Here is a 23,734-nt window from a genome sequence, read left to right as displayed (position 1 = left end):
ACCCGCTCACGCCGCTCCCGGCTCGGATGTCGTCCGTGCCCTCTGTTCGAGCTCCTGCGCGAATTCCAGCCATGCCCCGGCGCAGGACCGGGCCAGTTCGGCCACGGAGTTCTGCCAGTGCGGCGGTACGGCGTCGATGAGTTCGCCCCATTCGACGGGTTCGATCACATGGCCGTCGACCCACCGGACGAACGCCCGGCCGTTCTGCGCGTAGCGCACCGCGGGGTCCCTGCTCAGACTGCCCACCACCGAGCGCCGGTCCGGGCCCCGGCGGCCACCGCCGGCGCCGTGCGGCGCCGGCACCGCCGGGCCGACGGCGGACGGGACGGGCTCCCGGGCGGGGCGGCGCTGCGAGTCCGGGACCGGGTCCCGACCGGCCCGCACCCGTTGCCGCACGTCCCGGGCCGTCCCCACCGAGATGCCGGCCTCCTTGGCGATGGTCCGCAACGGTGCGTCGGGCTGCCTGGCGATGAACTCGCTCGCCCGCCGCCTGCCCGCCGCGGCGTCCACGGGGCGGGCCCGACCGTCCCTTCCGACCCGGCTGCCGTTCCGCGCGGCCGGGAGACCGGAGCGGCGCCGGATCGCCCCCACCGTCGTGTGCGACAGACCGGTGGCGGTCGCGACGGTGCGGTCCGACCACTGCGGGTGGTTCGCGAGGATCCGGCGGGCCGCGGCCTCCCGGTCCGCCAGGGAGAGCGGCAGTCCGTGCTTGATGTTGGCGTCGACGGCGCGGAGAAAGGCTTCGCCGTCGTCCCCCGCGAAAAAGGTGACGGCGATCGTCTTCTCGCCCCGCAGCAGCGCTGCCCGCACCCGGTGCATTCCGTCGATCACCCGCATCGTGCTGCGCTGCACGAGAATCGGCGGCAGATTCCGCGCAGCGGCCAGTAATTCCACGTGTTCGGGGTTCTCTCCGGTGAGCCGGGGGGAATCGGCGGGAAGCAGTGAGGAGATCGGTACCTTTTGCGCTGGAATTACGTCGTCGGCGGAGTTGTTTTTCGTTGCCCTGGCCTCTACATTACTCCACATGCGATCATTCACCTGTCGGAAGGTAGGTTCGAGCGCGTAGGCGGAAGGCCGTCCGTCTTCCCTCGGTATCATCGCCATCCGTCCTCCGTCGCAGCAACACCACCAGGACTCCAAGGTGGGTAGTGGCCACTGCTCGATCGAGTAGTGGACGGCCCGGAAGGCTGTCGACCCGCCTCGTCGCCGAATTCGGGAGAATGCGTCGGTCCTGTATTGCGCCGGTCCTGTATTGCGCGGGGCTGGCCGAGGCTCTTTCCCGTCGTTCCCGCCGGGTTACGATGCCCTTTCGGGTTTCACGCCGACGGCCGGACGCAAGGGGCGCAACGCAGGATGCTGAAAGAGGTCACCGCGGCCCGCTACGTCGCACCCCTGACGTCGGGCGGCTCCGTCCCGGCCGTCGTCGAGGCCGACGACCTCGGGACCTACGTCGTCAAGTTCACCGGGTCCGCGCAGGGGCGCAAGGCCCTGGTCGCCGAGGTGATCGTGGGGGAGCTGGCGCGGGCGCTCGGGCTGCGGTTCCCGGAGCTGGTGCTGGTGCACTTCGATCCCGCCGTGGCGGCCGACGAGCCGCACCAGGAGGTGCGGGACCTGCACGCCGCCAGCGCCGGGGTCAACCTCGGCATGGACCATCTGCCGGGCGCGCGGGACTTCACCCCGGAGGTCGCCCAGGTCTTCGATGTCGATCCGCTGGAGGCCGGGCGGATCGTCTGGCTCGACGCCCTGACGGTGAACGTGGACCGGACCGTCCACAGCTCCAACCTGGTCCTCTGGCCGACGCTCGGTGTCGCACCGCCGCGGCTGTGGCTCATCGACCACGGGGCGGCCCTGGTGTTCCACCACCGCTGGGAGGGCTCCGACCCGGCCAAGGCGTACGACTTCCGGCACCACGCCCTCGGGCAGTACGGGCCCGATGTGCGCGCGGCCGACGCCGAACTGGCGCCGAAGGTGACCGAGGAGCTGCTGCGGTCCATCGCCGCGGAGGTGCCGGACGACTGGCTGGCGGTCGACTCCGGGTTCGCCACGCCCGACGAGGTCCGGGAGGCCTATGTCGCGCACCTGTACGCGCGCGTGCGCTCGTCGCGGTCCTGGCTGCCCACCGACTTCCCCTCCGCCGAGGCGCTCGACGAGGAGAACGCCCGGCGGACGGCCCGGACGCGGCGCGGCCGTCCGGACTGGCTCAAGCGCGTCCCGAACCTGCACGGAAAGCCGGCCGCGGAACAGGACTGGTCGGCGCATCCGAGGTGACGGCCGGGCGGCCCCCGGGTGCGCCCGGCCGTCACCCGGGGCGTCAGCCCTTGAGCTGCTCGTACGCCGGCAGGGTGAGGAAGTCGGCGTAGTCCTCGTCGAGGGAGACCTTCAGCAGCAGGTCGTGGGCCTGCTGCCAGTTGCCCGCCGCGAACGCCTCCTCGCCGAGCTCCGCGCGGATGCTCTCCAGCTCCTCGGCGGCGACCTCGCGGGCCAGCTCGGCGGTGACCCGCTCGCCGTTGTCTAGGACCACCCCGGCGTTGATCCACTGCCAGATCTGCGAGCGGGAGATCTCGGCGGTGGCCGCGTCCTCCATCAGGTTGAAGATGGCGACCGCGCCGAGCCCGCGCAGCCAGGCCTCGATGTAGCGGATGCCCACCTGCACGGCGTTGACCAGGCCCGCGTGGGTCGGTTTGGCGTCCAGGGAGTCGACGGCGATCAGGTCCCCGGCCTTGACGTCGACGTCCTCGCGCAGGCGGTCCTTCTGGTGCGGCCGGTCGCCGAGCACGCGGTCGAAGGAGTCCATGGCGATCGGCACCAGGTCGGGGTGGGCGACCCAGGAGCCGTCGAAGCCGTCGTCCGCCTCGCGGTCCTTGTCGGCGCGGACCTTCTCGAAGGCCACCTTGTTGACCTCCGCGTCCCGGCGGGAGGGGATGAACGCCGCCATGCCGCCGATCGCGTGCGCGCCGCGCTTGTGGCAGGTGCGCACGAGGAGTTCGGTGTACGCGCGCATGAACGGTGCCGTCATGGTGACCGCGTTGCGGTCCGGCAGCACGAACTTCGGCCCGCCGTCACGGAAGTTCTTGACGATGGAGAAGAGGTAGTCCCAGCGGCCGGCGTTCAGCCCGGAGGCGTGGTCGCGCAGTTCGTAGAGGATCTCCTCCATCTCGTACGCGGCCGTGATCGTCTCGATCAGCACGGTGGCGCGCACGGTGCCCCGGGGGACGCCCAGGTAGTCCTGCGCGAAGACGAACACCTCGTTCCACAGCCGGGCCTCGAGGTGGGACTCCGTCTTGGGGAGGTAGAAGTACGGGCCCTTGCCGAGGTCCATCAGCCGTGTGGCGTTGTGGAAGAAGTACAGGCCGAAGTCGACGAGTGCGCCGGGGACAGGGGTGCCGTCGGCGTCGGTGAGGTGACGCTCGTCCAGATGCCAGCCGCGCGGGCGCATGACGACCGTGGCCAGCTCCTCGTTCGGGCGCAGGGCGTAGGACTTGCCGGACACCGGGTCGGTGAAGTCGATGTTCCGGGTGTAGGCGTCGATCAGGTTGAGCTGACCGGTGACCACGTTCTCCCAGGTGGGCGCCGAGGCGTCCTCGAAGTCCGCGAGCCAGACCCGGGCGCCGGAGTTGAGCGCGTTGATGGTCATCTTGCGGTCGGTGGGGCCGGTGATCTCGACCCGGCGGTCCTCCAGGGCCGCGGGTGCCGGTGCCACCTTCCAGGAGTCGTCCGCGCGGACCGCGGCCGTCTCCGGGAGGAAGTCGAGCGCGCAGGTGCGGGCGATCTCGGCGCGGCGCTCCGCGCGGCGGGCGAGGAGCTCGTCCCGCCGGGGCGTGAACCGCCGGTGGAGCGCGGCCACGAAGGCGAGCGCCGGCTCGGTGAGGACCTCCTCCTGCCGGGGCAGGGGCTCGGCGTCGACGACGGCCAGCGGGGACGGCGCTGGTGCGGACATCAGCTGTCACTTCCTTCGGCGTGCATGGCACCGGGTGCCGGTCGGCCCGGATACGGCTGTTGACGCCCGTATGAACGCCGGGCGCTTCTGATCAGTGGATACTAGTTTCCTCATGGTGGAAGTTCAATGTTTTGTTGATGTCGAGAATCTCCGGGTCGAGGGAACGTGGCGCAGGGTGCCACCCCGCTCACTCCAGGTGTTCCAGGTCGGCCTCGGTGTCGATGTCGTACGCCTCGGCCACGTCGCCGCACTCGACGAGCGCGATCCGCTCCGCGTGCTCCTTCAGATAGGCGCGTGCCCCCCGGTCGCCGGTCGCAGTCGCGGCGATCCCCGCCCAGTGGGCGGCTCCGAACAGCACGGGATGGCCGCGCACGCCGTCGTAGGCGGCCGCCGCCAGCGATGCGGGGGAGCGGTACGCGCCGAGCACCCGGGCGACCGCCTCCGGCCCGATCCCGGGCTGGTCGACCAGGCCGACCAGGGCCGCCCGCGCGCCCGTGCCGGCCAGCGAGTCGAGTCCCGCCCGCAGCGAGGTGCCCATGCCCTGCTCCCACGCCGGGTTGTCGACGAGCACACAGTGCGGCAGTACGGCCCGGGCGCGCACCTCGTCCGCCCGCGCGCCGAGCACCACGTGCACGCGCGTACAGCCGCCCGCGCGGAGCACCGCCGCCGCGTGCTCCACCAGCGGGCGCCCCCGGTGGGTGAGCAGCGCCTTGGGCCGCCCGCCGAGACGGCGCCCGCCGCCCGCCGCCAGCAGCAGTCCCGCGATCTGACCTTCGTCGTCCGTCATGGCTCCTGCATACCGCACGCGCCGCGCGGTGCCGGGGTGGCGCGGAGCGGCGGAACATGGGTGCCTCGGGCCACGGTGTCACGCTGTGGAGCAAGTCGATGACGCAGCGGACTGGCGCAAAGGCCCCGGGGTGGCGTTTACTGGCGCGCACCGGCCGTCGGGGTGCTGGGGTCGGCCGGTGCGGTGCACAGCGACGTGCCAGGGGGAGGACTGTGTTGCGGAGCGTTGAGCAGAGGCGTGTGCCCGGCAGTCAGGTGGACCCGCGGGTGGCGGAGCTGCGCGCCGCCGTGGCTCGGTTACGCCGCCAACTGGCCGCCCATCCCGTGGAGTTCCGGGACCGGAGCATCGCGGAGGAGGAACTCGCCACGCTGGCCGGACTGGTCGCCGCCGACTGTCCCGACCTCCCTCGCCTGCACCGCTCCCTGCTGCTGATCGCGGGCGCCATCGGCTCGGTGAGCGCCCTGGGGCCGGGCGTGCGCGAACTGCGCGAGGCGGTGGACCTGCTGGGCAAGTCACCGCGCGGTTGACGTACATCCGTACGGCCCGCGCGGGCACGGCGCCGGGCGGTCAGGCGCCCGGGGCGGTCGTGGGAGTGGTGAGCGCCCGGGAAAGCTCCGCCGCGGTCTGCTGAAGCACCGGGACGATCTTCTGGGTCGCCGACTCCGTGACCCGGCCCGCGGGGCCCGAGATCGAGATCGCCGCCGCCGTGGGGGAGTCCGGCACCGGGACCGCGAGGCAGCGCACACCGATCTCCTGCTCGTTGTCGTCGATCGCGTAGCCCTGGCGGCGCACCTCCTCCAGCGCCGCGAGGAAGCCCTCCGGGGTGGTGATGGTCTTGTCCGTCGCGGCCGGCATGCCGGTGCGGCCCAGCAGCGCCCGTACCTCCTCCGGCGGGAAGCCGGACAGCAGGGCCTTGCCCACGCCGGTCGAGTGCGGCAGGACGCGCCGCCCGACCTCGGTGAACATCCGCATGGAGTGCTTGGACGGAACCTGCGCCACGTACACGATCTCGTCCCCGTCGAGCAGCGCCATGTTCGCCGTCTCGCCGGTCTCCTCCACCAGGCGCGCCAGATACGGCCGGGCCCAGGTGCCCAGCAGCCGGGAGGCGGACTCGCCGAGCCGGATCAGGCGGGGGCCGAGCGCGTACCGGCGGTTGGGCTGCTGGCGCACGTAGCCGCACGCGACGAGCGTGCGCATCAGCCGGTGGATCGTCGGCAGCGGCAGTCCGCTGCTCGCGGACAGCTCGCTCAGGCCGACCTCGCCCCCCGCGTCCGCCATCCGTTCGAGCAGATCGAAGGCGCGCTCGAGGGACTGCACACCGCCGCTGGCGGCGGGCCGGGCGGAGCCGGTGGTGCTGGCGCTGGACGTCGGCACGGGCGCGTTCCTTTCGGGGCTGACAGGCGGGCAGAAGCCTACCCGGCAGGCGGTTGACTCCCCGCTTGTGCGGAGCTAATTTCTGCTTACCGAAAGTATAATTCCGCTTTATGGAATCGTCCAGAGCGGCCCCTCGATCCGGTCCTCCCCGTCAGTGTGCCCTTGACGGGTGGAGGGCGGAGGGGAAGACTCCTTCAACAGAACGTTGAATCTCGTCAGGCGGAAGCCGAGGAGGGTCCCGGTGTCCGACGCCGAACTGGTGCTGCGCTCGACGCGCGTCATCACCCCCGGGGGAACGCGCGCCGCCTCCGTCGCGGTCACCGACAGCACGATCACGGCCGTACTGCCCCACCAGGCACCCGTCCCCGACGGCGCCCGCCTGGAGGACCTCGGCGACGACGTCCTGCTGCCCGGCCTCGTCGACACCCACGTACACGTCAACGAGCCCGGCCGCACCGAATGGGAGGGCTTCTGGACCGCCACCCGCGCGGCGGCCGCCGGCGGCATCACCACCCTCATCGACATGCCGCTCAACTCCCTCCCGCCGACCACCACCGTCGGCCACCTGCGCACCAAACAGCGCGCCGCCGCCGACCGGGCCCACGTCGACGTCGGCTTCTGGGGCGGCACCCTGCCCGACAACACCCAGGACCTGCGCCCGCTGCACGAGGCCGGCGTCTTCGGCTTCAAGGCCTTCCTGTCACCCTCCGGCGTCGACGAGTTCCCGCACCTCGGCCCGGAGCAACTGGCCCGCGCCCTCGCCGAGATCGCCGCCTTCGACGGTCTGCTGATCGTCCACGCGGAGGACCCCCGCCACCTCGCCGCCGCCCCGCAGCACGGCGGCCCGCGCTACGCCGACTTCCTCGCCTCCCGCCCGCGCGACGCCGAGGACTCGGCCATCGCCCACCTCGTCCAGGAGGCGAAGCGACTGGACGCGCGTGTCCACATCCTGCACCTCTCCTCCAGCGACGCGCTGCCCGTGATCGCCGCGGCCAGGGCCGACGGCGTCCGGGTCACGGTCGAGACCTGCCCCCACTACCTCACCCTCACCGCGGAGGAGGTCCCGGACGGCGCCAGCGAGTTCAAGTGCTGTCCGCCCATCCGCGAGGCCGCCAACCGGGACCTGCTCTGGCAGGCCCTGGCGGACGGCACCGTCGACTGCGTCGTCACCGACCACTCCCCGTCCACCGCCGACCTCAAGACGGACGACTTCGCCACCGCCTGGGGCGGCATCTCCGGCCTCCAGCTCAGCCTGCCGGCCGTCTGGACCGAGGCCCGCGGACGCGGCCACGGCCTGGAGGACGTGGTGCGCTGGATGTCGACGCACCCGGCCCGGCTGGCCGGTCTCGACGCCCGCAAGGGCGCCATCGCGCCCGGCCACGACGCCGACTTCGCCGTGTTCGCCCCCGACGAGACCTTCACCGTCGACCCGGCGGCGCTCCAGCACCGCAACCGCGTGACCGCGTACGCGGGCCGGACCCTCCACGGGGTCGTCCGCTCCACCTGGCTGCGCGGCCGGCGCGTCCTGGCCGACGGCGAGTTCACCGAACCGAAGGGCCGACTGCTCACCCGCGCCCACTGACACCGACACCCGAAAGGCAGGACCTGATCACCGTGACGGCGATCGAGACCTTCACCGGCGACGCACAGCCCTACGGCGGCGGCGACCCGTACGCGGACTACCGCACCGCCGACTTCCCCTTCACCCACCACGCCGACCTCGCCGACCGCCGGCTCGGCGCCGGTGTCATCGCCGCCAACGACGAGTTCTTCGCCCAGCGTGAGAACCTCCTGCTGCCCGGGCGCGCCGAGTTCGACCCCGAGCACTTCGGGCACAAGGGCAAGATCATGGACGGCTGGGAGACCCGGCGTCGCCGCGGCACCTCCGCCGAGGACCCCTGGCCGGGGGCCGATGACCACGACTGGGCGCTGATCCGCCTCGGCGCGCCCGGCGTCGTCCGCGGCATCGTCGTGGACACCGCCCACTTCCGCGGCAACCACCCGCAGGCCGTGACCGTCGAGGGCACCTGCGTGGAGGGCGCCCCGTCACCGGAGGAACTGCTCGCGGACGACGTGAAGTGGACGACGCTGGTCCCGCGCACCCCGGTCGGCGGCCACGCGGCCAACGGGTTCGCCGTGACGTCCGCGGAGTGCTTCACCCACCTGCGCCTCAAGCAGCACCCCGACGGCGGCATCGCCCGGCTGCGCGTGTACGGCGAGGTCGTCCCGGACCCGGCGTGGCTGGCCGCGCTCGGCACCTTCGACGTCGTCGCCCTGGAGAACGGCGGCCGGGTCGAGGACGCCTCCGACCGCTTCTACTCACCGGCCACCCACACCATCCAGCCCGGCCGCTCCCGCAAGATGGACGACGGCTGGGAGACCCGGCGCCGCCGCGACCGGGGCCACGACTGGATCCGCTACCGGCTGGCGGGGCGGGCGCGGATCAGCGCCCTGGAGATCGACACGGCCTGCCTCAAGGGCAACAGCGCCGGCTGGGCGTCGGTGTCGGTGAAGGACGGGGACGACGGCGACTGGCAGGAGATCCTGCCCCGCACCCGCCTCCAGCCCGACACCAACCACCGCTTCATCCTCCCGACCCCGGCCACCGGCACCCACGCCCGCATCGACATCCACCCGGACGGCGGCATCTCCCGCCTCCGCCTCCACGGCTCGCTGACGGCATAGCTGCGGCACGGGTGGGCGGTGGGGGTACCTCCCGCTCGAGCGAAGCCGAGAGCGGGGGAGGCACCCGGCAACCGCCGGCAGAGCGACCCCGTACGGCGGCCAGGACACCGGCCGCCGTACACCAGGGTGCCGCGAACGTCCGCCGCGGCCGGCAGTCACGCCGCATGCCCCCCATCCACCGCGACCTCCGCCCCCGTCACGTACCCCGCCCCCGCCAGATGCGCGATCGTCGACGCCACCTCCTCCGCCAACCCGAACCGCCCCAACGCCGTCATCCCCGCCTGACCTGCCGCCCCCGGCCCGTCCGCGGGATTCATCTCCGTGTCGATCGGCCCCGGATGAACGATGTTCGCGGTGATCCCCCGCTCACCCAGCTCCCGCGCCAACGCCTTCGTCAGCCCCACCAGCGCCGACTTGCTCATCGCGTACAGCGTCCCCCCGGGCCCCGGCACACGCTGGGTCATGCACGTACCGACGGTGATGATCCGCCCGCCGCGCGGCATGACGGCGGCCGCCGCACGGGAGGCCAGGAACACTCCGCGCACATTGACCGCGAGCACCCGGTCGACCTCGTCCAGGGACAGCGTCTCCATCGGCCCGAGCACGCCGACGCCCGCGTTGTTCACCAGGACGTCGAGCCGGCCCAGCTCCCGCGCGGCGGCGGTCACCGCTCCTGCGGCCTCCTCCGGGTCACCGGCGTCCGCGCGCAGGGCCACCGCGCGGCGCCCCAGGGCCTCCACGGCCCGTACGAGTTCCTCGGCCGCCTCCTTGCCGTTCACATAGGTCACCGCGACGTCCGCGCCCTCCCGCGCGAGCCGCAGCGCCGTCGCCGCACCGATCCCCCGGCTGCCGCCGGTGACCAGGGCGGACTCGCCGAGCAGGGTCGTCTCCGAAGCGTTCACTGATGCGTTCACGGATGTGTGAGTCGTCATGCGTCCATCACAGCGCCCGGGCATGCCCGCCGCCGGCGGCGAACGGACGTCTACCTCCGGGACCGCCCGGCCCACCCCGCGAACCGGGCCCTTCGGCCCTCACCCCGGCCCGAACGCCCCAGGACAGGCGGAAGCGACCGGGAGATGCTGGACGTGGGAAACGGACTCACGGACGCATCCGTATGAGGAGGCATGGTGAACGGTCTCGTGATCGTGGGCGTGGACGGTTCGGCATCGGGGCTCGCCGCGGCGGAGGTCGCCGCGCGGGAGGCGGCGTTGCGGGGAGCGGGACTGCGGGTGGTGCACGCGTTCCTCTGGCCCGCGATGCATGTACCCGTGGGTGCGTCGACGATCGGGCCGCCGGACGGCGGGCTGCGCAACATGGCGGACCGCTTCGTGGCCGAGGCCGCCGAGCGGGCCCGGGCGGCGGCCCCCGAGGTGGAGATCGACCAGGTCGTGGTGACCGGTGAGCCGTTGACGGTGCTGGAGGCGCAGTCGCGCGGCGCCGAGCTGGTGGTGGTGGGATCCCGGGGCATGGGCGGGTTCGTCGGACTGCTGGTGGGGTCGACGGCGGTGCATCTGGCGTCGCACGGCCGCTGTCCCGTGCTGGTGGTGCGCGAGCAGCCGGCACCCGACGGTCCCATCGTGCTGGGCGTCGACGGCTCGGCGGCCGGACGCAAGGCCGTGGACTTCGCGTTCGAGGAGGCCGCCCTGCGCAAGGCGCCTCTGCTGGCCCTGCACACCTGGACCCCGTGGAACGCGCCGCTGCCCCCGCCGCCCGACCCGTCCGAACCGTACGCGAACAAGCCGGGAGCGCTGGCCGAGGAGGAGGAACGGCTGCTCTCCGAGGCCCTGGCCGGCCACCGGGAACGCCATCCGGACGTGGCGGTCGAGCAGAGGTCGGTACGCGGCGGCGCCCGCGAGGAGCTGATCGAGGCGAGCCGGTCCGCCCAGCTCGTCGTGGTCGGCGCGCGGGGCCGGGGCGGCTTCGCCGGGCTCCTCCTGGGCTCGGTCAGCCAGGCCCTGCTGCACCACGCGCACTGCCCGGTCGCGGTGGTACGGGGAACGGGCGAGCGGGACTGAGAGGCGCGGGGTACGGCCGTCAGCCGGCCTTGCCGCTCTCCGCGGCCGCGAACAGGGCGCCGCTCAGCACCAGCAGGGCGAGGCTCGCGAAGAGTTCGTAACCGTCGAGGAACCCGAACCGGTGGACGACCCCCCAGTCCCAGTCGGTGAACTCGCTCACCAGCCCCGCCACACCCTGCAACCCGGCGACGAACCCCAGCACTTCCAGCAGCTGCTTCATGCCACCGACCCTCGCCCCGCGCACCGCCCGCCCGCATCGGCCGAGGGGCGCGGCCCGGTCCGCCGGAAGTCCGCGATCCCCGCCGGCCGAAGCGCCGAAAGTCTGCGTTGCCGCGACGTGAGTAGCCGATCCCTTCCACGACTCGATGCGCCGGAGGACCGCTGCGTAGATTTGTCGATCGTGACAGGTGACAAGGCGGAGCAGACCGCCCCGGTGTTCACGGGGCGCCGGTGGTACTTCCCGTCCGCTCTCATCCACGAGCTCGACCCCGACGCGACACGCTCCGGGCGGCGGCCCCGCCGCACCGCGCGCGACTGGGTCGTCGACTTCGCCTGCTTCCTGCTGGCCGTCCTGGTGGGTCTGGCGGCTGCCGACACCGTCTCCCGCGACTCCTCCGTTCCGGAGTCCCTGGCCGCGGCCGACCAGGTGATCGGTGCGCTCTCCTGCGCCGCGGTCTGGCTGCGCCGGCGATGGCCGTTCGGACTGGCCGCGGCCATGGTTCCGGTCAGTTTCGTCTCGGAGACCTCCGGCGGGGTCGCGCTGATCGCTCTCTTCACGCTCGCCGTGCACCGGCCCTTCCGGTACGTGGCCTGGGTGGCCGGCGCCCACGTGGTGTTGGTGCCGTTGTACCTCTGGTGGCGTCCCGACCCGGACCTGCCGTACCTCGCCGCGCTCATTCTCTTCCTGGTGCTGACGGCCGCCGTCGTCGGCTGGGGCATGTTCGTCCGGTCCAAGCGGCAGCTCATGCTGAGCCTGAGGGACCGGGCCCGGCGGGCCGAGACGGAGGCCAGGCTGCGGGCCGAGCAGGCCCAGCGGCTGGCGCGGGAGGCCATCGCACGGGAGATGCACGACGTGCTCGCCCACCGGCTGACGCTGCTGAGCGTGCACGCGGGCGCGCTGGAGTTCCGGCCCGACGCACCGCGCGAGGAGATCGCACGGGCGGCCGGGGTGATCCGGGAGAGCGCGCACGAGGCGCTCCAGGACCTGCGGGAGATCATCGGTGTGCTGCGGGCCGGCGAGTCCGACGACGCGGGCCGGCCGCAGCCGACGCTCTCGGCCCTCGACACCCTGGTCGCCGAGTCACGGCAGGCCGGTATGAAGATCACCTTGGACCAGCGGGTCACCGAACCGGCCGCCGTCCCCGCCTCCGTCGGCCGCACCGCCTACCGGATCGTCCAGGAGTGCCTGACCAACGCCCGCAAGCACGCCCCCGGCACGGAGGTCACCGTGACGGCCGCCGGCGGGCCGGGGGAGGGGCTCGCCGTGAGCGTCCGCAACGCCGCCCCGCAGGGCCGCGTACCGCATGTGCCCGGCGCCGGACAGGGCCTGATCGGGCTCACCGAGCGTGCCACGCTCGCGGGCGGCACCCTGGAGCACGGTCGCGCCCCCGACGGCGGGTTCGAGGTACGGGCCCGGCTGCCGTGGACGTGAACCGCCGTGTGTCGCCGCCCGCCCGGCCATGATTACGTACCGCCCATGACTGCCATCAGAGTGCTCCTCGTCGACGACGACCCGCTGGTCCGGGCCGGGCTGTCCTTCATGATGGGCGGCGCGGACGACATCGAGATCGTCGGGGAGGCGGCCGACGGCGGCGAGGTGGAGGCACTCGTCGACCGGACCCGCCCGGACGTCGTCCTCATGGACATCCGGATGCCGACGGTCGACGGGCTCACCGCGACGGAGGTGCTGCGCCGGCGGGAGGACGCGCCGCAGGTCGTGGTGCTCACCACGTTCCACGCGGACGAGCAGGTGCTGCGGGCGCTCCGCGCGGGAGCCGCCGGCTTCGTGCTCAAGGACACCCCGCCGGCCGAGATACTCGCCGCGGTGCGCCGGGTCGCGGCCGGTGACCCGGTACTCTCGCCCGCCGTCACCCGGCAGTTGATGGCCCACGCCGCCGGCACCGGGACCGACACGCGGCGCACGCGCGCGCGTGCGCGCATGGAGAGCCTCAACGACCGCGAACGCGAGGTCGCCGTCGCGGTCGGCCGGGGTCTGGCCAACGCCGGGATCGCCGCGGAGCTCTACATGAGCGTGGCCACGGTGAAGGCCCACGTCTCCCGGATCCTCGCCAAGCTCGACCTCAACAACCGCGTACAGATCGCCCTGCTCGCCCACGACGCCGGCCTGCTGGAGGAGACGGACGGCCCTTGAACCCTGACTCCCCCCTGCCCGGTCACCCACCCGCCACCCCGAGGAGCCCACGCCGCATGCCCCCGTCGCCCCCGTCCCCCGCACTCGACCTCGACACCGCCCGGCAGGCCCTGGACAGCCAGCCCTTCAGCAGACTCCTCGGCGCCCGGCTGACGGCCTTCGGGGACGGCGGCGCGACGCTGGAGATCGGCATCCGCGAGGAGCTCCACCAGCAGAACGGTTTCCTGCACGGCGGCGTGCTCTCCTACGCGGCCGACAACGCCCTCACCTTCGCCGCCGGTGCCGTGCTCGGCCCGCACGTGCTGACCGGCGGCTTCTCCGTCCAGTACCTGCGCCCGGCAGTCGGCCGCACCCTGCGCGCCCGCGCGGAGGTCGTCCACGCCGGCCGACGCCAGGCCGTGGTCCACTGCGACCTGCTCACCCTCGACACCGACGGCACGGAAACCCTGTGCGCGGTCGCCCAGGGCACGGTCCTACCGGTGGCATCACCGTGACGACCGCCCACACGCCGGGCCGTGGCCGGGCCGGCGTGTGCGTCGGCCGCTGTGGTGGGGCGCGTGTGCCGGGGGTCGCCATGAGCGGGCTTGCGCGTCGGGTGTCGCCCTGTTCCGGTCGGTGCGCCGGGTGTGGTGCGGCAGGGCCGTTGCGTCGGCGGTCGACCCGACCCGTTCCTGCGTCGGTCGCCGTGGCCGGGCGTACGCGCCGGGTGGCGCCTCGGCCGGGCCGTGCGTCGGGCGTGATTCCGGCAGGGCCCGTGCGTCGGTGTCGCACTGACCGGTCCGTGGGCCAGCCGCTGTCGTGGGGCGCGTGTGCTGGGGGTCGCCATGAGCGGGCTTGCGCGTCGGGTGTGGTGCGGCAGGGCCGTTGCGTCGGCGGTCGACCCGACCCGTTCCTGCGTCGGTCGCCGTGGCCGGGCGTACGCGCCGGGTGGCGCCTCGGCCGGGCCGTGCGTCGGGCGTGATTCCGGCAGGGCCCGTGCGTCGGTGTCGCACTGACCGGTCCGTGGGCCAGCCGCTGTCGTGGGGCGCGTGTGCTGGGGGTCGCCATGAGCGGGCTTGCGCGTCGGGTGTGGTGCGGCAGGGCCGTTGCGTCGGCGGTCGACCCGACCCGTTCCTGCGTCGGTCGCCGTGGCCGGGCGTACGCGCCGGGTGGCGCCTCGGCCGGGCCGTGCGTCGGGTGCCGTCCTGTTCCGGTCCTCGTGTCAGGTGTCGCCCGGGCCGGGGCCCGGCCGGCAGGCGTGGCCCTGGCCGGGGCGTGCGTCCGGGTGTCGCCGTGACCCGGGTCCGCCAGTCACGCACGGCCCCGGCCGGGCCCGCGTGTCAGGTGCGGCCCTGACGGGGCCTGCCCGTCACGCCGGTGCCGTCGCCGTGCCGCTCAGTAGTTCCGTCGGGCGGACCGGTCTGTGTTCGCGGCGGGAGAGTTCGCAGGCCTCCGCGATCAGCAGGGCCTGGAGGGCCTCGCGACCGTCGCAGGGGTTGGCCCGTTCGCCCCGGACCACCTCGACGAACGCGATCAGCTCGGTCTCGTACGCGGGGCCGAAGCGCTCCAGGAAGCCCGTCCACGGCTTGGAGGCGGCCGGTGGGCCGCTCGGCTCGGTGGACGCGATCGGCGTGCGGTCGTCCAGGCCGACGACGATCTGGTCCCGCTCCCCGGCGAGCTCCATGCGCACGTCGTAGCCGGCGCCGTTCAGCCGGGTCGCGGTGACCGTGGCGAGGATTCCGCCCTCGAGGGTGAGGACCGCCGCGCCGGTGTCGACGTCGCCCGCTGCCCGGAACATCGCCGGGCCGGCGTCGGACCCGGCCGCGTAGACCTCCATGATCTCCCGGCCGGTCACCCAGCGCAGGATGTCGAAGTCGTGGATCAGGGTGTCCCGGTACAGGCCGCCGAACCGCGGCAGATACCCGGCCGGCGGCGGCTCCGCGTCGCTGGTCATCGCCCGTACGGTGTGCAGCCGTCCGAGCCGCCCCGAGCGCACCGCCTCGCGCGCCCCCGCGTACCCGGTGTCGAAGCGGCGCTGGAAGCCCATCTGCAGCACGGTTCCGGCGGACTCCACCTCCGTGATCGCCTGTAACGTCCCGGCCAGGTCCAGGGCTATGGGCTTCTCGCAGAACACCGGCAGCCCCGCGCGGGCCGCGCGGCCGATCAGATCGGCGTGGGCGGACGTGGCCGCCGTGATCACCACGGCGTCCACGCCCCACGTGTAGATCTCGTCCACCCCCGGTGCCGCCGTCTCGCCCAGCCGGTGGGCGAGGGCCTGCGCCCGCGCCGGATCCATGTCCGTGAGGATCAAGGAACCGACATCGCGGTGCCTGCTGAGTGTGAGGGCGTGAATAGTGCCGATACGGCCGGTACCGATGACCCCGATGCGCATGGAAACAAAGTGGGCCCCGCGTCGCTCCCTGTCAATCCGTATGTCCGGACAACCGAACTACACAACTTCCCGTCAACAGCGCACGGAGCTACGCTCGGCCCGTGCCGAAACCAGAAGTGGACCCGACCGTACAACTGGACCTGAGCGTCGACCGCGGTTCCCCTGTGCCGTTGTACTTCCAGCTGTCCCAGCAGCTGGAGTCCGCCATCGAGCACGGCAGACTGACCCCCGGCACCCTGCTGGGCAACGAGATCGAGCTCGCCGCGCGGCTCGGCCTGTCCCGGCCCACCGTCCGCCAGGCCATCCAGTCGCTCGTCGACAAGGGCCTGCTGGTCCGCCGCCGCGGGGTCGGCACGCAGGTGGTGCACAGCCAGGTCAAACGTCCGCTGGAACTCAGCAGCCTCTACGACGACCTGGAGGCGGCCGGCCAGCGCCCCGCCACCAACGTGCTGGTCAACACCGTCGTCACCGCGTCCGCCGAGGTGGCCGCGGCGCTCGGCGTGCCCGAGGACAGCGAGGTGCACCGGATCGAACGGCTGCGGCTCGCCCACGGGGAGCCGATGGCGTACCTGTGCAACTACCTGCCGCCCCAGCTGCTCGACCTGGACACCGGACAGCTCGAGGCCACCGGCCTGTACCGGCTGATGCGCGCCGCCGGGATCACCCTGCACAGCGCCCGCCAGACCATCGGCGCCCGCGCCGCCACCGCCGACGAGGCCGAACGGCTCGGGGAGCGGACCGGCGCCCCGCTGCTCACCATGCAGCGCGTCACGTTCGACGACACGGGCCGCGCGGTGGAGTTCGGCACCCACACCTACCGGCCCTCGCGCTACTCCTTCGAGTTCCAGCTGCTCGTACGCCCCTGAGCGCCCGGCCCGCGCGACGAGGGCACCGGAACCGGGCCGGACCGTGCCCCCAGGGCCGTCACCTGCCCCTTACCGCAATCGGCCCACCGGTGCGGCAGAATCGCACACGATGAGCACCTACCGCGACTTCACCGCCCCCATCGGCTCCCGCCGCGCCCCGGTCCTGAGAACCGTCGGCACCCGGGAGCGCCGCTCCCACCTGACGGCACCCCGGGTCCCCACGGTGGGCATCGACATCGGCGGCACCAAGGTCATGGCGGGCGTCGTGGACGCCGACGGCAACATCCTGGAGCGGCTGCGCACGGAGACCCCGGACAAGTCCAAGAGCCCGAAGGTCGTCGAGGACACCATCGTCGAACTGGTACTGGACCTCTCCGACCGGCACGACGTGCACGCCGTCGGCATCGGCGCCGCGGGCTGGGTCGACGCCGACCGCAACCGCGTGCTGTTCGCCCCCCACCTGTCCTGGCGCAACGAGCCGCTGCGCGACCGTCTCGCCGGCCGTCTCGCCGTCCCGGTCCTCGTCGACAACGACGCCAACTCCGCCGCGTGGGCCGAGTGGCGCTTCGGCGCCGGACGCGGCGAGGACCACCTCGTGATGATCACCCTGGGCACCGGCATCGGCGGCGCGATCCTCGAGGACGGGCAGGTCAAGCGCGGCAAGTACGGCGTGGCCGGCGAGTTCGGCCACATGCAGGTCGTCCCGGGCGGCCACCGCTGCCCCTGCGGCAACCGCGGCTGCTGGGAGCAGTACAGCTCCGGCAACGCGCTGGTCCGCGAGGCGCGCGAGCTGGCCGCCGCCGACTCGCCCGTCGCCTACGGGATCATCGAGCACGTCAAAGGGAACATCGCGGACATCAGCGGCCCGATGATCACCGAGCTGGCCCGTGACGGCGACGCCATGTGCATCGAGCTGCTCCAGGACATCGGCCAGTGGCTCGGCGTCGGCATCGCCAACCTCGCCGCCGCCCTCGACCCCTCCTGCTTCGTCGTCGGCGGCGGTGTCTCGGCCGCCGACGACCTGCTGATCGGGCCCGCGCGGGACGCGTTCAAGCGCCACCTCACCGGCCGCGGCTACCGCCCCGAGGCCCGCATCGTCCGCGCCCAGCTCGGCCCCGAGGCCGGGATGGTCGGCGCCGCCGACCTCGCCCGTCTCGTCGCCCGCCGCTTCCGCCGGGCCAAGCGCCGCCGGGTCGAGCGCTACGAGCGCTACGAGCGGTACGCGGAGGCCCGCCGAACCGCCCGGGAGTCGTTGTGACCGGCGAGTTCCCCCAGCAGACCGGCGTCACCGACGAGCCCCGCCCGGCCGAGGACCGGCGGCACATGATCCGCCGCAGGGCGCTCACCCTGCTGATCATCGTGCTGCTCATCGGCATCCCCGCCGGTTACCTGGTGATCTCGGCGGCCCAGAGCCGGGCCAGCGGCAAGGACAAGGAGGCCAGGTACTCCGCGACCGGCCTCACCGAGGGCTGGCCGTCCAAGCTCCAGCGCCGCATCTACCAGGTGCCGGTACCGCACCCGGCCTGGTGGGTGGCCTCGTACGAGACCAACAACTGGAAGACCAGCCGCCTGTACGTCGAGTTCGAGACCACCGACGCCGGACTGAGCGCCTTCCTCGCCGGCATGGGCGTCCAGGAGAGCGAGCTCGAGCGGAACGACCTCACGATCAACGAGCGCGACCGGGAGATCACCGGCTGGACCTTCGACGGGCCCGGCACCTGGTCGGGCCTGGTCCACGAGCAGAAGGACCCGGCGCCCACGCACGAGGTCGTCGTCAACCACGACAAACCCGGCTACCCGAGGGTGTACGTCGTCTCCCGCACCGTGCCCTGACCTCCCGCGCCCCCGGCCCCCGCGCTCCGGCGGCCGGGGGCCGACTGTCGGACCCCGCCCGTAGAGTCGAAGACGACCGATCCGGCACGCGGGGGAGGAGGTGACCAGGCGTATGAGGGAGTCCGGGCCCGCCGTGACGGCCGCGCGGGACACGACCACGCCCGGCGGCCCCGCGCCCGCCGCCGGCCTCCCCGCCCGGCTCGCGGCCGTCTTCCTGCCCGCGCCCCTCCCGCGCGACGGACGGATCGCCTTCTACGACCCCGGCCACCCCGACGGCCCCGAGGGGTGGCCCGACGCCTCCGCGCCCGCGCGGCGCACCGACCTCACCGTCGTCCGCCCGCACGGCAGCGGAGTCCGGCGGCGCGAGGTCCCCGCCCTCACCCTCCCCGTCGACGCCGCCCTGCCGCTGCTCGTCCGCGCCCGGCACGACCCCGCGGCCCACCCCGCCACCGCCTGCTGGGGCGCCGCCGCCCTGCACGCGCTGCGGCTCACCGCCCGCGGCCGGCTGCTCCCGGGACTGACCGCCGCGGGCCACGACGCCTGGCGCGCCGGCCCGCTCGAACCGGACGACGTGGCGCATCTGCGCGCGGTGGCCGCCGCCCTGCCCCACGAGGGCCACGCCGTGCCCCTCCCCGGCCCCGGCCCGCTCCGGCTGCCCACGCCCGAGGCCCTCGTCCGGGCCTTCCTCGACGCGGTCGCCGACACCCTGCCCCGCACCCCGGCCGCGCCGTACGCCTCCGGGCTGCCGTTCGCCGCCCGCGAGGCCCAGCGGCTGCCCGACGCCCACGACTGGGCCGCCGAGGTCGCCGCCGGCATGGACGCCGGGGTGCGGATCTCGCTGCGCCTCGACCTGTCCGCGTACGACCTGTTCGACGCGGGCGCGGGCGAGGGAGCCGACGGGGGCGGTGCGCGTGCCGCCGGCGCCGCGATCGTGCAGGTGCACAGCCTCTCCGACCCCACCCTGGTCGCCGACGCGGCGGCCCTGTGGGCGGGCGAGGCGGACAGCGCGTTCGGCCCCCGCGCGCGCGTCGACGCCGCCCTCGCCGTGCGCCGCGCGGCGCGTGTCTGGGCGCCGCTGGACCGGCTCTCCGGGCAGGACGTGCCCGATGTGCTGGCCCTGTCCGAGGACGAACTGGGCGACCTGCTCGGCGTGGCGGCCACCCGGCTCGCCGCGGCCGGCGTCGCCGTGCACTGGCCCCGGGACCTCGCCCAGGACCTGACCGCCACGGCGGTGGTCCGCCCGGCACCCGGCTCGGCCACCGACGGCACGGGCTTCTTCGAGAGCGAGGACCTCCTGCGGTTCGGCTGGCAGCTCGCCCTCGCCGGCGACCCGCTCACCGAGGCCGAGATGGACGCCCTGGCCGAGGCCCACCGCCCCGTCGTCCGCCTGCGCGACCAGTGGGTGCTGGTCGACCCCGCGCTCGTCCGCAAGGCCCGCAAACGCGACCTGGGACTGCTCGACCCCGTCGACGCGCTGTCCGTGGCCCTCACCGGCCACGCGGAGGTCGACGGGGAGACCGTCGAGGCGGTCCCGACGGGAGCGCTCGCCGCCCTCCGCGACCGCCTGACCGCCGGCGCACGGCCCGCCGCGCCGCCACCCGGGCTGCACGCCACCCTGCGCGACTACCAGCTGCGCGGCCTTGCCTGGCTCGACCTCATGACCTCTCTCGGCCTCGGCGGCTGCCTCGCCGACGACATGGGCCTCGGCAAGACCGTCACCCTCATCGCGCTGCACCTGAAACGGGCCCGCGACGAGCCCACCCTGGTGGTGTGCCCGGCCTCCCTGCTCGGCAACTGGCAGCGCGAGATCACCCGCTTCGCGCCCGGCGTCCCCGTGCGCCGCTACCACGGCACCGACCGCACCCTCGAGGACGCGGACGGCGGCTTCGTCCTCACCACCTACGGCACCATGCGCTCCGCCGCGCCGGTCCTGGCCGGACACCGCTGGGGCATGGTCGTCGCCGACGAGGCACAGCACATCAAGAACCCCCACTCCGCGACGGCGAAGGCGCTGCGCACGATCCCGGCGCCCGCGCGCGTGGCGCTCACCGGCACGCCCGTGGAGAACAACCTCTCCGAGCTGTGGGCCCTGCTCGACTGGACCACTCCGGGCCTGCTCGGCCCGCTGAAGTCCTTCCGCGCCCGGCACGCGCGGGCGGTGGAGACCGGGGAGGACGAGGAGGCGGCGGAGCGGCTCGCCCGTCTGGTCCGGCCCTTCCTGCTGCGGCGCAGGAAGTCCGACCCCGGCATCGTCCCCGAACTGCCGCCCAAGACCGAGACCGACCACCCCGTCCCCCTCACCCGCGAGCAGGCCGCGCTGTACGAGGCGGTGGTGCGCGAGTCGATGACCGCCATCGGGACCGCGCAGGGCATGGGCCGCCGCGGACTGGTGCTGAAGCTGCTGACCGCGCTGAAGCAGATCTGCGACCACCCCGCGCTGTACCTCAAGGAGCAGCACACGTCCGCCGGAGGCGACCGGCTCGCCGCCCGGTCGGGCAAACTCGCCCTCCTGGACGAACTGTTGGACACGGTGCTCGCCGAGGACGGCTCGGCCCTCGTGTTCACCCAGTACGTCGGGATGGCCCGCCTGATCACCGGTCACCTCGCCGAGCGCGCCGTCCCCGTCGACCTCCTCCACGGCGGTACACCGGTGCCCGAGCGGGAGCGCATGGTGGACCGCTTCCAGAGCGGCGCCACCCCGGTGCTCGTCCTGTCCCTGAAGGCCGCCGGCACCGGCCTGAACCTCACCCGCGCGGGCCATGTCGTCCACGTCGACCGCTGGTGGAACCCGGCGGTCGAGGAGCAGGCCACCGACCGCGCCTACCGCATCGGGCAGACCCAGCCCGTCCAGGTCCACCGCCTCGTCACCGAGGGCACGGTCGAGGACCGGATCGCCGAGATGCTCGAGCACAAACGGGCCCTCGCCGACGCGATCCTCGGCTCCGGCGAAGCGGCCCTGACCGAGCTGTCCGACCGCGACCTGTCCGACCTGGTGTCCCTGCGGAGGCCGGCATGACATCCCGCCCGTCCGACAAGGCACGCGAGGCCCTGCGGGCCGCCCGCGCCAGGACGCCCCGCGACCCGCAGAACCCCCCGGCCGCCACGGACCGCCCTCCGGCCGACCGCCCGGCCGACGCCGCTCGCGAGGCCCTCCGCCGCGCCGCCCGCGCCCGCCGAACCCCCACCGACGCATCCACCCCGCCGACTGAGACAACGCCCGGGGCCACCCCGGAGCCCCCCGCGCACACGCACGCCGGGCGCGGCCCGTTGGCGTCCGGTGACGACGCGGCGGGTCGGGGGGTGGCGTCCGGCGCCGGTGAGGACCGGGGGGCTTCGTCGCGTGGGCCCGGGACTCCGGTCGGGCGGGGTTCCGTGGTGTCTGGCGAGGACGCGGCGGGGCCGGTGGTGGCGCCGGGCGGTGTCGGGGAGGGTCGGGCGGCGTCCGCTGAAAGCGCCATGACGTCAGGTGACGACGCCGCGGGGCAGTCGGTGACGTCGGCGGGTGCCGGGGACACCCCGGAGCCCTCCTCGCACACGCACGCCGGGCGCGGCCCGTTGGCGTCCGGTGACGACGCGGCGGGTCGGGGGGTGGCGTCCGGCGCCGGTGAGGACCGGGGGGCTTCGTCGCGTGGGCCCGGGACCCCGGTCGGGCGGGGTTCCGTGGTGTCCGGCGGCGACGCGGCGGGGCAGGCGGCCATGGCATCCGAGGGTGCCCGGGACGGTGCGGTGGGCTCCCCGTCTCCGGACGAACTCCCCGCTGAGAGCGGCCCCCAGGCCGACACCCCGCAGGACGGCGGACCCACGGGAGCGGCCCGTCGTCCCGGGGACATCGCGCGCGAGGCCCTGCGCTCCGCCCGCGCGGAGGCGGAGCGGGCCCGTGCCTCGGCCGAGGGCGCCCGCCCCGGGCGGAGCACGGCCGGGCGGCGACGCGGCGCGCCCCGCGTCCCCCGCACCACGCGCGGCGACCGTGCCGCCGACGAGCGGGCCCGCGAGGTGCGCGCGGCGCTTGCCGACGCCTTCCGCATGCCCGAAGAGACGGACGATCACCGTCCGGATGCCTCCGGCGGAGCCCCGGCACAGGAGGACCGGACCACCCCGCCCGGCCCCGTACCGCCCGGAGGCAGCCCCGCCCAGGGTCGGAACACCCCGCCTGGCCCCGTGCCGCCACCGGCGTCGTCACACGCCGCCCCGCACCACCCCGCGCCCCGGTCCATGGCCGCCCCCGCCCGGGACGGCGATCTGCGCCGTACCTTTCCCGCGTTCCCGCCCCGCGCCTCCGACGACGGTGAGGGCTTCGCCGGGACCTGGTGGGGGAGGGCGTGGGTCACCGCGCTGGAGGGCGGCGCACTGGACCCCGCGCGGCTCGCGCGCGGACGCGGATACGCCGAGCAGGGGCATGTCGACGCCATCACGGTGACGCCCGGACTGGTCCTGGCGTACGTACGGGGCAGCCGCCCGCGGCCGTACCGCGTGCAGGTGCGGCTGCGGACGTTCGAGGACGCCGACTGGGAGCGGTTCCTGGACGCCGCCGCCGAGCGGCCCGGCCACATCGCGGCGCTGCTCGACGGGGAGATGCCCCAGTCCCTCGCCGACTGCGGCGTCCCGCTGCTGCCCGCTCCGGGCGACCTCGCCCCGCGATGCAGCTGCCCCGACTCCGGCCACCCCTGCAAGCACGCGGCGGCCCTGTGCTACCAGACCGCGCGCCTGCTCGACGCCGACCCGTTCGTGCTGCTCCTGCTCCGCGGACGCGGCGAACGCGCGGTGATCGACGCGCTGTCCCGGCGGAGCGCCGCCCGCGCGGCCCGCGCCGCCCAGGAGCGGGAACCGGAACCCCTGCCCGGCGTACGCGCGGCCGACGCCGTCGCCCGGCGCGGCCAACTCCCGCCGCTGCCCGCACCGTTGCCCGCGCCGCCGCACCCGGAGCAGCCACCCGTCTACCCCGCGGCGCCCGGCGGCGCGGACCCGTTCGCGCTGGACCAGCTGGCGACCGACGCGGCCGCCCGCGCGCACGCCCTGCTCACCACCGGCCGTGACCCGGTCGGCGGGCTCACCCTGTGGCACGACGCGGTGCGTCTCGCGGCCGCCCGCCCCGGCTCCGGCCTGACCGCCGGAACCCGCGCCCTGTATGCCTCGCTCGCCCGGGCCGCCGGCCGCACCCCCGCCGACCTGGCGCGCGCGGTCGCCGCCTGGCGCCAGGGCGGCCCGGCCGGCCTCGCCGTCCTCGAGGAACCCTGGGACCCGCCGGCCGGCCGCTTCGACCGCGCCCGCCCCCTCCTCCTCGCCGCGGACCTCCCCGCCTTCCGCCCCTGGCGCAACCACCTCACCCACCCCCGGGGCCACGTCCAGCTCCGCCTCGGCCGCGACCACCTCTGGTACGCGTACGAGTCCGAACCGGGCCACGACGACTGGTGGCCCCGCGGCACCCCCGACCCGGATCCCGTCGGCGCCCTGACCGGTCTGGACGCGCCGACCGCGCTGTGAGCGGAGCGCGGACG

General features: G+C 74.4%; 20 protein-coding genes. 13 read left to right on the top strand and 7 right to left on the bottom strand.

The genetic code is table 11. The features are described from left to right. Positions 1 to 6: 6 nt before the first annotated feature. Positions 7 to 852 (bottom strand): ParB/RepB/Spo0J family partition protein, encoded by an 846-nt coding sequence (locus AC5L3C_RS06650; RefSeq protein ID WP_493647567.1) that lies wholly within the window; start codon positions 850 to 852, stop codon positions 7 to 9. Between the two features lie 501 nt (positions 853 to 1,353). On the opposite strand from AC5L3C_RS06650, the gene AC5L3C_RS06645 reads away from it, so the two are divergent. Then, the gene (locus AC5L3C_RS06645; protein WP_493647565.1) at positions 1,354 to 2,268 is read left to right on the top strand and encodes a HipA family kinase; all 915 of its coding nucleotides are present in this window, start codon (positions 1,354 to 1,356) and stop codon (positions 2,266 to 2,268) included. Between the two features lie 43 nt (positions 2,269 to 2,311). Here AC5L3C_RS06645 and aceB read toward each other — a convergent pair whose 3' ends face one another. Both aceB and AC5L3C_RS06635 read right to left on the bottom strand, forming a co-directional pair. Next, entirely contained in the window at positions 2,312 to 3,937 is a 1,626-nt protein-coding gene (gene aceB, locus AC5L3C_RS06640) for a malate synthase A (protein WP_493647563.1), read from the bottom strand. A 187-nt stretch (positions 3,938 to 4,124) separates the two neighbouring features. Further along, entirely contained in the window at positions 4,125 to 4,724 is a 600-nt protein-coding gene (locus AC5L3C_RS06635) for a nucleotidyltransferase family protein (RefSeq protein ID WP_493647561.1), read from the bottom strand. 239 nt (positions 4,725 to 4,963) lie between these two features. On the opposite strand from AC5L3C_RS06635, the gene AC5L3C_RS06630 reads away from it, so the two are divergent. Further along, the gene (locus tag AC5L3C_RS06630; protein ID WP_493647559.1) at positions 4,964 to 5,251 is read left to right on the top strand and encodes a DUF5955 family protein; all 288 of its coding nucleotides are present in this window, start codon (positions 4,964 to 4,966) and stop codon (positions 5,249 to 5,251) included. Positions 5,252 to 5,291: 40 nt separating this feature from the next. Here the strand turns inward: AC5L3C_RS06630 and AC5L3C_RS06625 are convergent, their stop codons facing one another. Next, positions 5,292 to 6,098: an IclR family transcriptional regulator gene (locus AC5L3C_RS06625; RefSeq protein WP_493647557.1), complete on the bottom strand. Its 807-nt coding sequence runs from the start codon at positions 6,096 to 6,098 to the stop codon at positions 5,292 to 5,294. 241 nt (positions 6,099 to 6,339) lie between these two features. Here AC5L3C_RS06625 and allB point away from each other — a divergent pair, with 241 nt between their 5' ends. Then, positions 6,340 to 7,680, top strand: coding sequence for an allantoinase AllB (gene allB, locus AC5L3C_RS06620; RefSeq protein ID WP_493647555.1), 1,341 nt, complete (start codon positions 6,340 to 6,342; stop codon positions 7,678 to 7,680). A gap of 32 nt (positions 7,681 to 7,712) precedes the next feature. Then, a complete protein-coding gene (alc, locus tag AC5L3C_RS06615) occupies positions 7,713 to 8,783 on the top strand; it encodes an allantoicase (RefSeq protein WP_493647554.1) in 1,071 nt (356 codons plus the stop codon). A gap of 155 nt (positions 8,784 to 8,938) precedes the next feature. On the opposite strand, the gene AC5L3C_RS06610 is transcribed toward alc, so the two are convergent. After that, the gene (locus AC5L3C_RS06610; RefSeq protein ID WP_493647552.1) at positions 8,939 to 9,715 is read right to left on the bottom strand and encodes an SDR family oxidoreductase; all 777 of its coding nucleotides are present in this window, start codon (positions 9,713 to 9,715) and stop codon (positions 8,939 to 8,941) included. Positions 9,716 to 9,907: 192 nt separating this feature from the next. On the opposite strand from AC5L3C_RS06610, the gene AC5L3C_RS06605 reads away from it, so the two are divergent. Then, complete coding sequence (locus AC5L3C_RS06605) at positions 9,908 to 10,798, top strand: universal stress protein (protein ID WP_493647550.1); 891 nt, start codon at positions 9,908 to 9,910, stop codon at positions 10,796 to 10,798. A gap of 19 nt (positions 10,799 to 10,817) precedes the next feature. On the opposite strand, the gene AC5L3C_RS06600 is transcribed toward AC5L3C_RS06605, so the two are convergent. Beyond that, complete coding sequence (locus AC5L3C_RS06600; RefSeq protein WP_493647548.1) at positions 10,818 to 11,018, bottom strand: hypothetical protein; 201 nt, start codon at positions 11,016 to 11,018, stop codon at positions 10,818 to 10,820. A 180-nt stretch (positions 11,019 to 11,198) separates the two neighbouring features. Here AC5L3C_RS06600 and AC5L3C_RS06595 point away from each other — a divergent pair, with 180 nt between their 5' ends. The 3 genes from AC5L3C_RS06595 to AC5L3C_RS06585 are packed head-to-tail and all read left to right on the top strand — an operon-like array spanning position 11,199 to position 13,663. After that, the gene (locus AC5L3C_RS06595; RefSeq protein ID WP_493647546.1) at positions 11,199 to 12,449 is read left to right on the top strand and encodes a sensor histidine kinase; all 1,251 of its coding nucleotides are present in this window, start codon (positions 11,199 to 11,201) and stop codon (positions 12,447 to 12,449) included. Positions 12,450 to 12,494: 45 nt separating this feature from the next. Then, positions 12,495 to 13,169 (top strand): response regulator transcription factor, encoded by a 675-nt coding sequence (locus tag AC5L3C_RS06590; RefSeq protein ID WP_493647544.1) that lies wholly within the window; start codon positions 12,495 to 12,497, stop codon positions 13,167 to 13,169. 56 nt (positions 13,170 to 13,225) lie between these two features. Further along, positions 13,226 to 13,663 (top strand): PaaI family thioesterase, encoded by a 438-nt coding sequence (locus tag AC5L3C_RS06585; RefSeq protein ID WP_493647542.1) that lies wholly within the window; start codon positions 13,226 to 13,228, stop codon positions 13,661 to 13,663. An 854-nt stretch (positions 13,664 to 14,517) separates the two neighbouring features. On the opposite strand, the gene AC5L3C_RS06580 is transcribed toward AC5L3C_RS06585, so the two are convergent. Next, positions 14,518 to 15,540, bottom strand: coding sequence for a Gfo/Idh/MocA family protein (locus AC5L3C_RS06580; RefSeq protein ID WP_493647540.1), 1,023 nt, complete (start codon positions 15,538 to 15,540; stop codon positions 14,518 to 14,520). A gap of 116 nt (positions 15,541 to 15,656) precedes the next feature. Here AC5L3C_RS06580 and AC5L3C_RS06575 point away from each other — a divergent pair, with 116 nt between their 5' ends. From AC5L3C_RS06575 to AC5L3C_RS06555, 5 genes are all read left to right on the top strand, one after another. Beyond that, complete coding sequence (locus tag AC5L3C_RS06575; protein ID WP_493653756.1) at positions 15,657 to 16,406, top strand: GntR family transcriptional regulator; 750 nt, start codon at positions 15,657 to 15,659, stop codon at positions 16,404 to 16,406. Between the two features lie 109 nt (positions 16,407 to 16,515). Then, positions 16,516 to 17,664 (top strand): ROK family glucokinase, encoded by a 1,149-nt coding sequence (locus AC5L3C_RS06570; protein WP_493647539.1) that lies wholly within the window; start codon positions 16,516 to 16,518, stop codon positions 17,662 to 17,664. Further along, complete coding sequence (locus AC5L3C_RS06565; RefSeq protein ID WP_493647537.1) at positions 17,661 to 18,239, top strand: sugar kinase; 579 nt, start codon at positions 17,661 to 17,663, stop codon at positions 18,237 to 18,239. Before AC5L3C_RS06570 ends, AC5L3C_RS06565 begins: the two co-directional genes overlap by 4 nt. 112 nt (positions 18,240 to 18,351) lie before the next feature. Beyond that, a complete protein-coding gene (locus tag AC5L3C_RS06560) occupies positions 18,352 to 21,255 on the top strand; it encodes an SCO1167/SCO6262 family helicase (protein WP_493647536.1) in 2,904 nt (967 codons plus the stop codon). A gap of 680 nt (positions 21,256 to 21,935) precedes the next feature. Continuing rightward, the gene (locus AC5L3C_RS06555) at positions 21,936 to 23,720 is read left to right on the top strand and encodes an SWIM zinc finger family protein (RefSeq protein WP_493647534.1); all 1,785 of its coding nucleotides are present in this window, start codon (positions 21,936 to 21,938) and stop codon (positions 23,718 to 23,720) included. Positions 23,721 to 23,734: the final 14 nt, after the last annotated feature.

The sequence above is a fragment of the Streptomyces speibonae genome (genome assembly GCF_984686075.1).
This window is presented reverse-complemented; position numbering and strand designations above follow the sequence as displayed.

Bases quoted from the DNA above. Each gene is read 5' to 3' on its own strand.
- AC5L3C_RS06585 (WP_493647542.1), top strand. From the start codon at position 13,226: ATGCCCCCGTCGCCCCCGTCCCCCGCACTCGACCTCGACACCGCCCGG.
- AC5L3C_RS06555 (WP_493647534.1), top strand. From the start codon at position 21,936: ATGGCATCCGAGGGTGCCCGGGACGGTGCGGTGGGCTCCCCGTCTCCG.
- AC5L3C_RS06645 (WP_493647565.1), top strand. From the start codon at position 1,354: ATGCTGAAAGAGGTCACCGCGGCCCGCTACGTCGCACCCCTGACGTCG.
- AC5L3C_RS06605 (WP_493647550.1), top strand. From the start codon at position 9,908: ATGGTGAACGGTCTCGTGATCGTGGGCGTGGACGGTTCGGCATCGGGG.
- AC5L3C_RS06610 (WP_493647552.1), bottom strand. From the start codon at position 9,715: ATGACGACTCACACATCCGTGAACGCATCAGTGAACGCTTCGGAGACG.
- AC5L3C_RS06635 (WP_493647561.1), bottom strand. From the start codon at position 4,724: ATGACGGACGACGAAGGTCAGATCGCGGGACTGCTGCTGGCGGCGGGC.
- AC5L3C_RS06580 (WP_493647540.1), bottom strand. From the start codon at position 15,540: ATGCGCATCGGGGTCATCGGTACCGGCCGTATCGGCACTATTCACGCC.
- AC5L3C_RS06560 (WP_493647536.1), top strand. From the start codon at position 18,352: ATGAGGGAGTCCGGGCCCGCCGTGACGGCCGCGCGGGACACGACCACG.
- AC5L3C_RS06590 (WP_493647544.1), top strand. From the start codon at position 12,495: ATGACTGCCATCAGAGTGCTCCTCGTCGACGACGACCCGCTGGTCCGG.
- aceB (WP_493647563.1), bottom strand. From the start codon at position 3,937: ATGTCCGCACCAGCGCCGTCCCCGCTGGCCGTCGTCGACGCCGAGCCC.
- AC5L3C_RS06570 (WP_493647539.1), top strand. From the start codon at position 16,516: ATGAGCACCTACCGCGACTTCACCGCCCCCATCGGCTCCCGCCGCGCC.
- AC5L3C_RS06600 (WP_493647548.1), bottom strand. From the start codon at position 11,018: ATGAAGCAGCTGCTGGAAGTGCTGGGGTTCGTCGCCGGGTTGCAGGGT.